The following is a 13,682-nucleotide window of genomic DNA, read 5'->3' on the forward strand; positions in this document are numbered from 1 at the left end:
GGCTCGATATGGAGACGATTTTACAATTTAAAAACTTAGATTATTATTATGAAAGTAACGGAAAAAAAGTAGCGATACTAGAAAATGTTAACTTTTCTTTTCAAAAAGGACATTTCTACACGATTCTAGGACCATCCGGATCTGGTAAAACCACTACGCTTAGCTTAGGTTGTGGGCTAGATATACCTAAAAATGGTTATGTACTATTTAATGGAAAGGATATTCGAAAAATTGGTTTGGATCGGTACCGTAATCAAAATGTATCGGTAATTTTCCAATCGTATAATTTGATTACCTATATGACTGCTCTTCAAAATGTCTTAACAGCAATGGAAATTACAGGTGTTAAAGTGCAAAATAAAACGGCAAGGGCGTTAGAATTATTAGAGAAAGTAGGACTTACAGAAGTAGAAGCGAAACGAAATGTTCTGCAACTAAGTGGCGGGCAACAGCAGCGTGTTGCAATCGCTCGAGCGTTATCTTGTAATGTTGATTTACTGATTGCGGATGAGCCGACAGGAAACCTCGACGAAGAAACGGCAATGGATATAATAGAACTGTTTCAAGAACTTGCACATAAAGAAAATAAATGTATTATTGTTGTGACGCACTCACAGGAAGTTGCTAAAAAATCAGACCGTGCAGTCTATTTAAGTAAGAAGAAGTTGGTAGTAAACGAAATTTAATATAAACACCCTAGTTTTTTAATTCACATAATTTCCGAAATCAGTTTCTTCAAATATTTATATTTGATATACAATATAACCAAGCCATAATCAAAATGGTCTCCCTGTATTGAATGTTAAGATAGTTTGTTAATCCCTTTTTAACAATTTTTGAAAAAGAACTTGTAGTATATTCTACAGGTTCTTTTTGTTATGATCGGTTTACTATATCATTGAAGAATTGCATGTAAAAAATGGGACAGTATCTAGATGTATGATCTAAATACTGTCCCGTTTAATTATTTATTTGTAAAAAGGAACTAGCTTACATCTCATGTGATAGATTTTATAAATAAGAGCGTTTAATTGTCCATGGCTCTAAGCACTAACCATTTGGAATAAAGATGCAATGTATCAGTTATACTATGTAATATTTATTCATTACAAAATATGGTGGTATGTATGACTAAGCAAACAATTACTTTATTTCAAGTTTCTATGATACTCATTGGTAGTATTGGGATAATTAATCATGTCATTATGATTCCTATGTTATTAGATACCTCAGGTAGAGATTCGTGGATCTCTATCATATTAGTAAGCATTATATACTTGATTTGGATTTCATTAATATTCATCATATATAGAAACATAAAAAATGAACACTTGTTTTCGTGGTTAAAAAATAATTTTGGGAAACTCAGTGTATATCCAATCATATTCATAGTTGTGATTTATTTAATAACAATTGGTGTCGTTGCACTAAAAGAAACATTAACCTTTTTCTCTTTTTATTTACCAGAAACACCTCACTTTGTATTAGGAATACTTTTTTCAATGATTTGTCTCTATAATGCTACAAGAGGAATTCAATCTATTGCACTTACAACAGGTGTTTTGTTACCTATTGTATTCCTACTTGGTTTTTTTGTAATGTTTGCAAATGTTCCGCATAAAGATTATTCTTTACTTCAGCCAATGATGGAAAATGGAATGAAGCCAGTATTTAGGGGGATGGTTTATCCTGCAGCAGGATTTCTAGAGTTAATTTTTATTCTTTTTTTACAACATCACATTGGTTCAAAAGTAAAATTATATCAATTGATTGCTTTGGGAATGGTTATTATTGGTATCACAATAGGCCCAGTTATGGCAGCTATTATAGAATTTGGACCTTTCGTAGCAGCAAACCAACGGTATCCAGCATTTGAAGAATGGAGACTTGTGTCAATAGGAAGGTACATTGAAAATTTAGACTTTCTCTCCGTGTATCAGTGGCTTGTAGGGATCTTTATTCGTTTATCACTTGTTGTTTTTCTTATTCCAGATTTGTTATCAATTACAAATCGGAAAACGAGAAATGGGGTTATGTTTGCAATACTTTCATGTATTTTATTTATAAGTATACTACCCATCAGTGACTCTAGTTTCTATTGGTTTGTATCTCAATTTATTTTACCAGTTTCAGCATTAGGACTATTTTTGTTTTCTATCTTACTAATAGTGTTTGTATGGGTTGCTAAATTTAAGAAAAGCTCTTAAAAGAGTATGAGGATGTATTTTATATAAGGTTGCTGAGTTTGAAGGAGACAACGTAGATGAACAAACGACTAGAAATAAATGAGAAGATAGCACTAGAGTGGTTTGAAGGATGCAACGATGTAAAAGTAATAAAGCGTGATTTGGATGAGAAAGAAAAAAAGAATTCAGTATTGTTTATGTATTGTCAAAACTTAATTGACAATACAAAATTAAAACAAGCCACATCATCCCATGTTTGCAAAGAGCTTTCAAGTAATTCGATAGAAGAGTTTAACCTCTCAACATTAATTCCCCAGTTATCAGTACAGAAATTAGATATGGTAAATTCGAATGAAACTATCTCTCAGATTATATTTGAAGGTAACCTACTTATTATATTTGAAGAATCTAAACATGGATATATAGTTGATATTGCCCAAATACCTACCAGATCAGTTGAACAAACAAATACAGAGATGACCATTCGTGGTGGACGTGATGGATTTGTTGAAGAGTTAAACACAAACATAGGATTAATTAGAAAAAGACTAAAAACGAGTTCTCTTAGTTATGAAGAATTTATTATTGGAGAAAGAACACAAACTAAAGTAGCACTCCTGTATTTAAAAGATGTCGCATCCCAAGATATCATTAATCAAGTTCGATTAAAATTAAGACAAATTAAAATAGACGGGGTTGTTTCAAGTGCACAAATTGAAGAGTTAATTACAAACAATCAATTTAGTGTATTTCCTTTAGTTGAATATACAGGGCGCCCTGATTATGCTGTGAATTGTTTGCTATATGGGCGTTTTATTTTACTAGTTGAAGGGTCACCAACAGCGACAATTGCACCAGTTACATTTCCTTTTTTTGTGAATACATCTGAAGATCAAGATCTTTTCTACATATTCGGTAGCTTTGTACGACTTGTAAGTCTTTTGGGGATAGCAATTTCTATATTTCTTCCAGGAATTTGGATAGCACTAATTACATATCATCCAGATCAGATTCCCTATACGTTGCTAGCTACATTAAGCTTATCAAGAGAAGGGATTCCTTTTCCAGCTCCTTTAGAAGGGCTAATTATGATGACCTTATTTGAAATTTTGAGACAAGCAGGATTGCGTGTTCCTGCCGTATTCGGTCAAACATTATCTGTTGTAGGGGGATTAATTATTGGACAAGCTGCTATTAGTGCAGGCATTGTTTCAGCATCTATGGTCATTATAATAGCAATCTCGGTTGTTTCGACATTTGCTTTAACTAATCAGTCAGTAACAGGAATAATAAGTATATTGCGGTATGTAGTATTCTTAGTATCTTCTTTATTAGGCATAGTAGGATTTATCTTTTGTGTCCTTGTGATGGTGATACATGTAGTAAATTTACGCTCTTTTGGAGTTCCATTCTTTACACCATATTCACCCCCTGTGTTTAAAAGTATGCTAGCAGCCACATTTAGACTTCCTTTCACGTATATGAAAAAAAGACCTGAAGAATTGCATACGCAAGATAATACAAGGAAAAGAGAGAGTACCGATGAAGAAAAATAAAAGAATAGTTATATTTCTTTTTATGATGTGTACGTTTCTAACAGGGTGTTGGGATCAAAGAGAGTTGCATCACGTTTTGTATATAAATAGTCTAGGTATCGATTTTAAAGATAATAACTATATCATCCGTCCGCAATTTATTAATTTTTCTAACATAGCTAAACAAGAAGGGAGCACTACCCGTAATTATAGCCAGGCCTATATCGGAAAGGGAAAAGGCCCCATTTTAGATGAGGCAGCATTTGATTTTTATAAGGGTGCTCAACAAGAAATCTCATGGGAGCATCTCAAAACAATTGTTGTAACAGAGAGATTTCTAAAACATGGTGACTTAAATCAATTTAATGATTTTTTTTCTCGTTTTTTTCAATTTCGAGATACTATGTGGATATTTGGAACTAAGGAGCCTTTAGAAAATATATTAGCGAACAATAATATATTAAATATTTCTCAATTATATACAATCATTAATTTACCAAAAGAGATAACCAAGCAATATACAATAATAGATCCTTTACCTTTATATAAATTCCAAAGAAATTATTATGAACCTGGGATGACAACTCGCATTCCATTCTTATCTACGACTAAAACATATTGGAAAAAAGGACATACATCATTTCCAATGTTAAAATTTAGTGGTTATGGTTTTATAAACGATAAATCCTATATAAATCATTTAAACAGCCATGATATTGCTGGGGTTCGATGGACGGATGAAAATACCAAACGAGCTCCATTACTATTAAAATTTAACAAGAAAATCATTGGACATATAGTATTAAAAAATCCAAAGATAGATACAAAGCATGTTATTAAAAATGGAAAATTACGTATACTTATGAACATCCATTTCGATGCTGATATTTTTCAATTAATAAATTCTATGCCTGTAAATGATATTAAAAAAATTGCAGAGGACCAAGTTGAAAAAGAAATTAAAAAAACGTACCGAAAAGGAATCGAAAGAGGGATTGACACGTATCAGTTATCACATTCCTTATATCGGCAGAATTCTAAATTGTGGAAACAGTATAAAAAAGAGGGGGGATATCCCTTCAAAATAAAGAATTAGATTTAAATGTCTCGATTAATATAGCTACAAATGGAAAATCTAAAAATATGCGTAATATGATTGAGCATTAGAATGGTTGAAGATGAAAGGAAACGTAAAATATTAACTCTAAATAGGAGATTCGAACTTGAAAGACCACTACGATGTGGCGTCGTCTTCTTTAGGAATGGGAGGAGAGTTCGATTAGGAGAAGAGGGAGGCTTTTGCCTCCTTCTTTGCCTGAAAACACGCTTACATTTCTTAGCGTTTAGATAAGTACAAGTATTTAAAACTATATGTGCCGTAAAGTAGGAGCAGCTTAAATTCATTACTATGATTTATTTGTTACTTTTAAAGCGTCTAACACTATTTTAGTTGCATTTGCAATAAGTTTATCATCGTATTTCGCATCTTCTTTCGCATGATTAGAAAGTATCGCAAGAATAATTGGCTTTTTATTTGGTGGCCAAATGATTGCAATATCATTCCTTGTTCCATAAGACCCAGAGCCGGTCTTATCGGCTACTTCCCATTCTCCTGGAACTCCAGCACGAATTAAGTTGTCCCCCGTAGTATTTCTTTTCATCAAATCTATTAAAAAGTTCCGTTTCTCAATGGAAAGTATATCGCCTAGCGCGTATGCTTGAAGACTAGTAGCTAATGCCTTTGGGGTACTAGTATCACGAGTGTCTCCTGGCTGCACTTCGTTTAATTCTGGTTCAAAACGTTCAGGATTTGTGACAGTATCTCCTATTTCTCTCAGTGATTTTTTGAATTCACTTGGCCCACCTAATTGCTTAAGAATAAGATTTTGTGCAGTATTATCGCTATATCGAATGGAAGCATCCGCAAGCTCTTTCAGAGTCATACCTGTATCTACATATTTTTCAGTAATTGGATTGTAATTCACAAGATCTTTGCTAGTATACTTAATTCTTTGATCTAAATCTTCTATTGATTTCTTTTGTAACAGTGCTCCAACAGCAAGGGCTTTGTGGGTAGATGCGTATGCAAACCGTTCATCTGAACGATAAGTAACAGTTTGATTCGTACCTGTGTCCAATGCATAAATACCAAGTTTAGCATCATATTCTTTTTCAAGCTTTACAAAAGAATGATTACCTGTATTTTCTTGTTTGGTTTGTTTCGGTGGTTCGGATTGAATATTACTATTGGAACAGCCTATAAGCGTTGCACATGAAAGTAATACTACAGGGAGCATCTTTTTATAATGTGCGATGTGAAAAAACTTCTTTGAAACTAGCATACATTTTCAACCTCTTTCAAGAATATATGGATTTTGTTTAGGTATTTTACATACCGATACAATTAATAAATGTACCAGATAGCACTCATCTTGTGTTTCTTGCATTACAAAATGAGAGAACTACCAAAAGCACCTTTTTTATACGTAATAGACAATCTAAGTAACACATTTGTTCCATTTATGATTAAGGTTTTGAATATGTCCATTAATTTTATTTATAAGAATCACAAAATCCACCTTTTTTGCACGCCACTTAATTTAATGTGGATTTAGATTGAGTTTACCTCGTAATGGGAATTTCAATCGGATTGCGCATATATAACAACCTCATTTCGGACAGAATAAGTAATAACAACTACTGATTTCATTTTAAGTGAGGTGTTATACGATACATACGACAAAGCAAAAAAGACTTGTGGTGCAAAGTATAACTACATTTAGTCTACTAATAACGACTATCTTTACACCCATGCTTATTTACATTGTTTATGGATTACAGATTTCGAAAGGCTTTGAGGGATACTGGCCATCAATCTTGTTTTATACAACTTATATGACGGGTGTGTTTATCTGGATACCTATTGTGAATAAGGCTGGGATTCACCGCTCCTTATATTGGACTGTTTCTATTCTGATAGTATCATTACTTAGTGTTACTTTCCTTGGCTGGAGTTTAAGATGGCTAGAAATAAGTGCGTTATTTTCTGGTTTTGCAGTTAGTACAATTTCTACCATGACGAGTACTTTATTGTTTCTACATGTGGAAGGCGGGGGAAAGATTTATACTAAAAATCAACAAGCGATTATTATTTGTATCGTTTTTCTTTTACTAATAATCGTATTGTTAGCGATTAGTTTTTTATCGCCGCCGCTGATAACATGCATATATGGGATTTGTTTAATCAGTATCCTTTTTGCTATAAAAAAAATGCCGAGAACAGAGTTAGCCAAAGGGCTTTTACCTATCTCCATCGTATCGGTTGTAGGAAAGTTTCTTTTTGTCTCAATGCTTATTCTTTTGATTCGAACAAGTCGTAACATAAATAATGAACAATATATTTTTTATTTTTTTCTACTTTCTATAGCGCTTATTTGTTTCATGTTTTTGAGTTTGTTGAAAGGAAAGTTCTTTCATAAACTTTCATCTTCTTTACCAATCCGCTTAAAGGCAGAATCATTTTTACTTGGATTAGGAAATGGATATTTATTTTTGATGGGTATTTTTTATAGTTTTACTTTCTATAACATGTTAACCTGTATTTTCATTGTAGTTGGACCATACCTATTAGGGATTTTGATGTCCATATTTTTAGATATCAAAGCTGCTAAGAAAGTTAATCCAATCCATTTGTTTTTAGTAAGTACTTTAATCATGATATTCGGGTTTTATTCTCCAATATTTATAGTCCTTAGCGTTACATTTGGGAGCTATGCCATTAATAGTATTTCTTCTCAAAATAATATGAAAGTATATATGGTGAATGCTACACATAGAGAGCTTTCTTTACTCATTTACACAACATGGAGAAATATGGGGAATATATTTTTACAATTTTTTATATTGATTGTGATTGTGGGAGTAGGAGTGTTTTACGATGTCGAATGGTCGCAACTTTTCCAAACAATTGTTGGGAAGGGTCAAATGCAGATTGAAGGGTTATCCGTACAACGATTGATGTTTATGTTAGCAATTTGCTGTTGGCTTGGCATGGTGGGCTTAGGTATGTGGATTGGTAAAAAAGCTAATCCCAATATTGCTTAAAAAGTAACTCGAAAAATATCAATACTAAAACTACAAAAAACAAACAAACTCGTCCTACTAAGAGGGGAGTTTGTTTGTTTTTTGTTTAGATAATGGAATGTTCATGCAAAATTGTACACTATGTTCCATATTTTTTATAGAATATTTTATATCTAGCGTTTCGAAAATTTGTTTAACAATATATAGCCCTAAACCACTTCCTCCAGTATTTCGATTCCTTGATTTTTCAATTCGATAAAATGGTTTGAAAATTTGTTGTATATCCTCTTCTTTAATATTGACACCTGTATTCATAATTTGCATTTTGATTTGACCTTGTTTAGAATCCTCACTTAACTTTATATAGACTTTTTCATTATGTGGTGAATACATAACTGCATTATGGATAATATTTTTACATGCTTTTTCAAAAAGAACACGATCTGTATAAACAGAAAGATCAGAATCAATTTCTTTTATTATTTGGATGCTTTTTTGAGAAGCGAAAAATTCGAGATCTTTTGTGATTGTATCTATTAACTTCGAAAGATTAACTTCTTCTACTTTTAGTTTAAAGGTGTGTTGTTCTAATTTCGACATGCTTAAAATTTCACGAACTAATTGTTCCATACTTTCAATAATTTGATGATTTTTCTTTAAATATTGATCACGATTTTGATAAGGGCCAATATTGTATATCATCCCTTCTAAGTATCCTTTCATTACAGTAAGAGGGGTCTTTAATTCATGTGCTACAATCGCAAAAAACTCTCTGCGTTTTGTTTCTATTTCTCGTTCTTTTTCAATATCATTTTTTAATTGTTGATTTGCTTTTTTTAAATCAAACATAGCTTGTTGTAAGTTAATAGACATGTCATTCAAACTATTAGATAATTCTCCTAACTCATCTGTAGAGCGAACCTCAATTTTTTCGGAGAAATCTAAATTTGCCATCTTTTGTGCACCCTCATTAATATAAATAAGTGGTTTTGTAATAAACCTGGAATAGAAATAAGCACTCCCTACACCAATTATGAGTACAATGATACTAATATAGGGGAGAAAGCGTACTAAAACCTGTGAAGCTTCATCAATGGGTTGAAATGTAGCAAAGACTATAAGCGTTAAACTACCATCTTGGAATTGAATTGGTTGCGTAACGTTATATGAATTGCTAAGGGTACCTGCATTCTCGAACCGTGTGGCTCTAGTAACTACTGTTGTTTGCGAACCATTTTGAGTAAAAGAAAATGAAGGAGAGTATTTAATTATTCCCTCATTATTTTGAAGATAAAGCATCGCATTATTTTTTTTTGCATATTCATCAAAAAGTGGTATCGCATCTTGAAACGTAAGATCTTTAGATTTATCAATGATTTCTTTTATCCCTGTTTGAAGTTGATCTGTTTTGTATTGCTCATAAAACGTAGGGAGAAAGAAGTATAAAGTTAAATAAATCAATACTGCAAAGGATAACAAAATGAGAGAGGTAGTCATAAAGAGTTTATAAGTAATTTGCTTCATCTTCATGATTTTCACAATACTATTCATCAATTTTATAACCAATACCCTTTATTGTTTTAATGTAAGGGATAGCTAACTTTTTACGTAGGTTTTTAATGTGTGTATCAATTATTCGTGTTTCTCCAAAATAATCGTACCCCCAAACTTTTTCTACGATATTTTCTCTTGTGAGTACTTTTCTCTCATTTTGAAATAGTAGTTGTAGAATTTCAAACTCTTTTGTCGTTAATAAAATTTCAACGTCATTTACATATACTCTATATGCATCAACATCGATACGCACTTCTTTAAATACCAAATGATTATTTACATTTTTATCATAACTTCTTCTAAGTACAGCTTCGACTCGTCTAATCAAAACATGAAACGAAAAGGGTTTTGTTATATAATCATCGATTCCAAGATCGAACCCTTTCATTTGATCTTCCTCTTCTTCCAATGCAGTTAGCATAATAATTGGTACGTTTGACTGACTTCGAATCATCTTGGATACTTCAAATCCATTAAGATTGGGCATCATTACATCTAGAAGAATTAAATCAAAGGATTGCTTATTAAATTGTGTCATACCCTCTAATCCATCTGATGCGACTACCACTGTATACTGTTGTGTCATTAAAAATTGTTTAATTAATTCCTGAATTTCTTGATCGTCTTCTACCACGAGAATATGATAGTTTTTCATAATATCACCTCTGGTAGTCATTATAGCCTTACTATCTGGAGTTTATGTGGAGATACAGTAGGAAACTTAATAGGACGTTTAACGTATTAACTCCATTTTCAAGATTGTGTATTCTCCGTAAAAAAGGATTATTACCCACATTCCTTTTTTATGGAGAAATATTTGTGTGCTTGAAAAAACTTATCATATAAAAAGATGAACGATTAATATTTACAAAAAACCAATGTATAATAATGTAAAATGTATGTGGCTTTTTTAACTGTTTGAAAATATACTTTCGATACTTTACTAGAAGGGGAAAGGGAGATAAATTTAAATATAAAAGAAGCCAGCGAAATTCTAGAGCGTACGCCACAAACTTTGTAGTTTTTTTGCTAATTTAGTAAAGGCCTAAGGTGCGAACAAGGGATTATTTAAATCATGTGAGAAAGGTTGTGAAATTATTTGAGGAGTTATAAATCTATGCTATTTGATTTAGATGATACGTTACTTGATAGGGATAAGGCAGTAGATAACTTGTTTTTATTAGTTTTAGAGAAGTGTTATGAGGATGTTAGTGATACAGTCAAAAACAATATGTTACAGAAATTCAAAGAATATGATAAAAGAGAATATGGCATTAGTGATAAAACAATAGTTTTAGAATCATTATTTGATGAATTCGCGCCGAAATATAGATTGCCACGCAATTATATCCAAGATTTTTGGAATGAAAACTTGCCTAAATGTTTTTCAATTGACCAAAATACTATTCTTTTCTTAAATCATATAAAGAGGCACTTTAAAGTTGGAATTATTACAAATGGCTCAACTCAGAGGCAAAAAGCTAAAATAATGAATACGGGTTTAAATGAGTATTTTGATACGATTATTATTTCTGAAGAAGTGGGATTTAGTAAACCTGATAAACGTATATTCGAACTAGCATTAAATAAGCTAAATGTACAATCAGAAGATGTATTATTTGTTGGAGATGACTTAGAAAAGGATATTGCTGGTTGTCAAAATGCAAATATAAAGGGCATATGGTTCAATCCTAATATGATTAAGAATAATACCGACACTAAACCATATGCCGAGATTACTTCTTTTGATAATTTATTAAGTTATTGTGGAGAGATAAATTTTCAAAAATAGTAAAAAGATAGATTACCTTTAATTTCATTGACCGTATGAGAAGTTTTAAAACAATATTTAATTACGAGGATATAAAGGATATTGAGCCAGGGGCAAATCATTTATGTGTGTTAATGAAGATCTACACAGCGTGTTTAATATATACTTTATAAATTATAGAGGGGTGAGACTATGGAAATAAAGAAAGTAGTAATTGGCGGAATAAATATTGCCGTCGTCAGAAACGATACAGTATTAATATCCGACGTTCAATCTGCATTAGATCTCATGGCAACAGTTCAATATGAAGTGGATTCAAAGCGGATTGCTATCAATAAATCATTAATAAGTGAAAGCTTCTTTGACTTAAAAACACGGCTTGCGGGTGATATTCTTCAAAAGTTTATAAACTATTATTGGAGATTTCTCTATGTATACGAGTAAAAGCTTAAAGGATTTTATTTATGAATGTAATAAAGGTAAGGATATTTTTTTATTAGCAACTGAGCAACAAGCAATTGAAAAATTAAGCTCATTGAAATAAAGATATAAAATGTAATTCGAAAGAGGCATCCGTGAAGGTGCCTCTTATTTGTATTTTTATATAAATATGTTTTTCAAATTTAAATTTTGTACCGGTACAGTAACTGCAAATGTACATTGTTACTATATCCCTTCAAATTTACAATCAGCATATATTATTTTAATTTATAACTTATTAAGAGGGGTGCTGAATATGACAAAGTTACAAGATCAACTCTTTACAAGATTAAACCTTGAAAAACGTACTGAAATAAAATTTGAAGAATTAAGTACAATACTCTTTGCATTTGCCCACACAATCCCGTTTGAGAATTTAAATGTAATAGCAAGTAATGCGAATACAATTTCTATGAAAAACTTACAAGAGAAAATTTTAACTAGTTCTCGAGGTGGGCTTTGTTATGAATTAAATACTCTTTTTTACTATTTTTTAAAAGATAGTGGTTATGATGTACAACTCGCACTAGGTACCGTATATAAAAATGATATAAACGCTTGGGCACTTGAAGATGGGCATATAACAATTAATTTAAATTACGAAAACGTAAGGTACTTAATTGATGTAGGTATTGCTTCATTAGTACCTCTTGTGCCAGTACCGTTTACTGGCGAACTTGTTTCTTCTAAAAACGGTTCGTATCGAGTAAGACAAAAAGATACGAGTAAAGGAAACTATGTTCTAGAAAGAATAGATGTTGATGGAGAATGGAAAGTTTGTCATGCTTTTTATAAACATATTATTGATGAGGCAGTAGTAAACGATGTTCAAAGAAGAGTGATAGAAGATGAGAAATCTATTTTCAATAAAGGACCCATTGCAGTAAAATTGACGAACTTTGGCCATGTCTCATTAACGAATACTAGTTTAACTGAAATTATTTATGGAGAAAAAACGAAGCGTGAAATTACAGAAAATCAATATAAAGAGCTTTTATATACTTTATTTGCTATTGAGTTGTGAATATAAAAATAGCTGGTTCTTATTCAGAATCGGCTATTTTTATTATTTTTGGTTTAAATGGTTTTCGTCTAATATGTTTCGGAAACTGCGGTATAGTTAACGTTTTTAACGTTTCCTCAGCTTCTTCATATGTATGAAAGACTGGCTCTTTTCCATTATCTCCTTGCAAAACTAGCCCTTCATCTCGGATTACATACGACATAAAACCACTCCTTATAGTAAAAAATTATGGTCTATTGAAACAGAATGATACGATTTCAAGTTTAATTTTCTTAATAGATATAATACACTAGAACAGTATAAAGAAGTATATAAAATGAATATTGGATGCAAAGGAAGATTATAATGTCAGTTATTGATAAATTGAAACTAAATAAGTATACAAATATGATCGTTATTAACGAACCAAGTGATTATGACATTTTTACGGGTAAAGAAACTGCATTTTCAAAAGAACACGATGCCATTTTTATTTTTGTGGAAACACTTGATGAAATGGTGAAACAAACGAATTTTATTATTAGTAATGAAGAATTACTAATTGAAAAAGGCTATATATTCTTCGCATATCCGAAAAAAGGTAATTCTCGTTACAGTACGTTTATTCACCGTGATGAGATGTTTCCGGCATTAAACGTTGGAGATGATGGATATGTGTGGGAAAGCGAAATTAAATTTGCGCGAATGGTAAGTATGGATGATGTCTTTACAGTTGTAGGTTTAAAACGTGAAAAGAAAAAAGCGAAGAAAACACCTGCAGCGAGTCAATGTGTTGCTGATTATGCAGATCGTATTCAAGATGTCGAAGCATTATTGGCTAATCATCCAGCTGAACTTAAGTTTTATCAAAGTTTAACTCCTGGTTATCAAAAAGATTGGGCACGTAATTTATTTTCAGTGAAACAAGAAAAAACACGCGATAAACGTCTTGAGAAAATGATTGAAATACTTTCACAAGGCTATAAAACAATTGAATTATTCCGTAAGAAGAAAAAATAATAATTAGGAACGTCACAATGATGCAACAATTAATTGCAAAGAGTACATTG

11 protein-coding genes and 2 pseudogenes are annotated in these 13,682 nt (G+C 31.7%); 9 read left to right on the forward strand and 4 right to left on the reverse strand.

Annotated elements, in window-relative coordinates; genetic code table 11:
- The first annotated feature begins 8 nt into the window (after positions 1 to 8).
- From I6L50_RS19030 to gerXC, 4 genes and pseudogenes are all read left to right on the forward strand, one after another.
- The gene (locus I6L50_RS19030; RefSeq protein WP_000447830.1) at positions 9 to 686 is read left to right on the forward strand and encodes an ABC transporter ATP-binding protein; all 678 of its coding nucleotides are present in this window, start codon (positions 9 to 11) and stop codon (positions 684 to 686) included.
- A gap of 441 nt (positions 687 to 1,127) precedes the next feature.
- Positions 1,128 to 2,207, forward strand: a complete 1,080-nt coding sequence (gene gerXB, locus I6L50_RS19035; RefSeq protein ID WP_002085360.1) for a spore germination protein GerXB — start codon at positions 1,128 to 1,130, stop codon at positions 2,205 to 2,207.
- Positions 2,208 to 2,263: 56 nt separating this feature from the next.
- The gene (gerXA, locus tag I6L50_RS19040; protein WP_219302381.1) at positions 2,264 to 3,742 is read left to right on the forward strand and encodes a spore germination protein GerXA; all 1,479 of its coding nucleotides are present in this window, start codon (positions 2,264 to 2,266) and stop codon (positions 3,740 to 3,742) included.
- Positions 3,729 to 4,888: pseudogene (gerXC, locus tag I6L50_RS19045) on the forward strand (spore germination protein GerXC). The gene gerXA and the pseudogene gerXC overlap by 14 nt, the downstream one beginning before the upstream one ends.
- Before the next feature lie 239 nt (positions 4,889 to 5,127).
- Here gerXC and bla read toward each other — a convergent pair.
- A complete protein-coding gene (bla, locus tag I6L50_RS19050) occupies positions 5,128 to 6,063 on the reverse strand; it encodes a class A beta-lactamase (protein WP_219302385.1) in 936 nt (311 codons plus the stop codon).
- A 469-nt stretch (positions 6,064 to 6,532) separates the two neighbouring features.
- Between bla and I6L50_RS19055 the strand changes: the two genes are divergently transcribed.
- Positions 6,533 to 7,825, forward strand: coding sequence for a hypothetical protein (locus I6L50_RS19055; protein ID WP_219303724.1), 1,293 nt, complete (start codon positions 6,533 to 6,535; stop codon positions 7,823 to 7,825).
- 57 nt (positions 7,826 to 7,882) lie between these two features.
- On the opposite strand, the gene I6L50_RS19060 is transcribed toward I6L50_RS19055, so the two are convergent.
- Together I6L50_RS19060 and I6L50_RS19065 are read right to left on the reverse strand one after the other, a co-directional pair.
- A complete protein-coding gene (locus I6L50_RS19060; protein WP_219303725.1) occupies positions 7,883 to 9,355 on the reverse strand; it encodes a sensor histidine kinase in 1,473 nt (490 codons plus the stop codon).
- Complete coding sequence (locus I6L50_RS19065; protein WP_000800741.1) at positions 9,348 to 10,013, reverse strand: response regulator transcription factor; 666 nt, start codon at positions 10,011 to 10,013, stop codon at positions 9,348 to 9,350. Before I6L50_RS19065 ends, I6L50_RS19060 begins: the two co-directional genes overlap by 8 nt.
- A gap of 462 nt (positions 10,014 to 10,475) precedes the next feature.
- Here I6L50_RS19065 and I6L50_RS19070 point away from each other — a divergent pair, with 462 nt between their 5' ends.
- From I6L50_RS19070 to I6L50_RS19080, 3 genes and pseudogenes are all read left to right on the forward strand, one after another.
- The gene (locus I6L50_RS19070) at positions 10,476 to 11,150 is read left to right on the forward strand and encodes an HAD family hydrolase (protein WP_137077452.1); all 675 of its coding nucleotides are present in this window, start codon (positions 10,476 to 10,478) and stop codon (positions 11,148 to 11,150) included.
- A gap of 171 nt (positions 11,151 to 11,321) precedes the next feature.
- A pseudogene (locus I6L50_RS19075) lies at positions 11,322 to 11,673 on the forward strand (DUF4180 domain-containing protein).
- A gap of 192 nt (positions 11,674 to 11,865) precedes the next feature.
- The gene (locus I6L50_RS19080) at positions 11,866 to 12,633 is read left to right on the forward strand and encodes an arylamine N-acetyltransferase family protein (RefSeq protein ID WP_219302386.1); all 768 of its coding nucleotides are present in this window, start codon (positions 11,866 to 11,868) and stop codon (positions 12,631 to 12,633) included.
- Positions 12,634 to 12,652: 19 nt separating this feature from the next.
- Here the strand turns inward: I6L50_RS19080 and I6L50_RS19085 are convergent, their stop codons facing one another.
- A complete protein-coding gene (locus tag I6L50_RS19085; protein WP_219302388.1) occupies positions 12,653 to 12,835 on the reverse strand; it encodes a hypothetical protein in 183 nt (60 codons plus the stop codon).
- Positions 12,836 to 12,978: 143 nt separating this feature from the next.
- Between I6L50_RS19085 and I6L50_RS19090 the strand changes: the two genes are divergently transcribed.
- A complete protein-coding gene (locus tag I6L50_RS19090) occupies positions 12,979 to 13,632 on the forward strand; it encodes a YdeI/OmpD-associated family protein (protein ID WP_219302389.1) in 654 nt (217 codons plus the stop codon).
- Positions 13,633 to 13,682 lie beyond the last annotated feature (50 nt).

This window comes from Bacillus sp. FDAARGOS_1420 (genome assembly GCF_019344915.1).
In the GTDB taxonomy this organism is placed as follows: Bacteria; Bacillota; Bacilli; order Bacillales; family Bacillaceae_G; genus Bacillus_A; species Bacillus_A mycoides.

Bases quoted from the DNA above. Each gene is read 5' to 3' on its own strand.
- gerXB (WP_002085360.1), top strand. From the start codon at position 1,128: ATGACTAAGCAAACAATTACTTTATTTCAAGTTTCTATGATACTCATT.
- I6L50_RS19065 (WP_000800741.1), bottom strand. From the start codon at position 10,013: ATGAAAAACTATCATATTCTCGTGGTAGAAGACGATCAAGAAATTCAG.
- I6L50_RS19030 (WP_000447830.1), top strand. From the start codon at position 9: ATGGAGACGATTTTACAATTTAAAAACTTAGATTATTATTATGAAAGT.
- I6L50_RS19055 (WP_219303724.1), top strand. From the start codon at position 6,533: ATGCTTATTTACATTGTTTATGGATTACAGATTTCGAAAGGCTTTGAG.
- I6L50_RS19085 (WP_219302388.1), bottom strand. From the start codon at position 12,835: ATGTCGTATGTAATCCGAGATGAAGGGCTAGTTTTGCAAGGAGATAAT.
- I6L50_RS19070 (WP_137077452.1), top strand. From the start codon at position 10,476: ATGCTATTTGATTTAGATGATACGTTACTTGATAGGGATAAGGCAGTA.
- gerXA (WP_219302381.1), top strand. From the start codon at position 2,264: ATGAACAAACGACTAGAAATAAATGAGAAGATAGCACTAGAGTGGTTT.
- bla (WP_219302385.1), bottom strand. From the start codon at position 6,063: ATGCTAGTTTCAAAGAAGTTTTTTCACATCGCACATTATAAAAAGATG.
- I6L50_RS19080 (WP_219302386.1), top strand. From the start codon at position 11,866: ATGACAAAGTTACAAGATCAACTCTTTACAAGATTAAACCTTGAAAAA.
- I6L50_RS19090 (WP_219302389.1), top strand. From the start codon at position 12,979: ATGTCAGTTATTGATAAATTGAAACTAAATAAGTATACAAATATGATC.
- I6L50_RS19060 (WP_219303725.1), bottom strand. From the start codon at position 9,355: ATGAATAGTATTGTGAAAATCATGAAGATGAAGCAAATTACTTATAAA.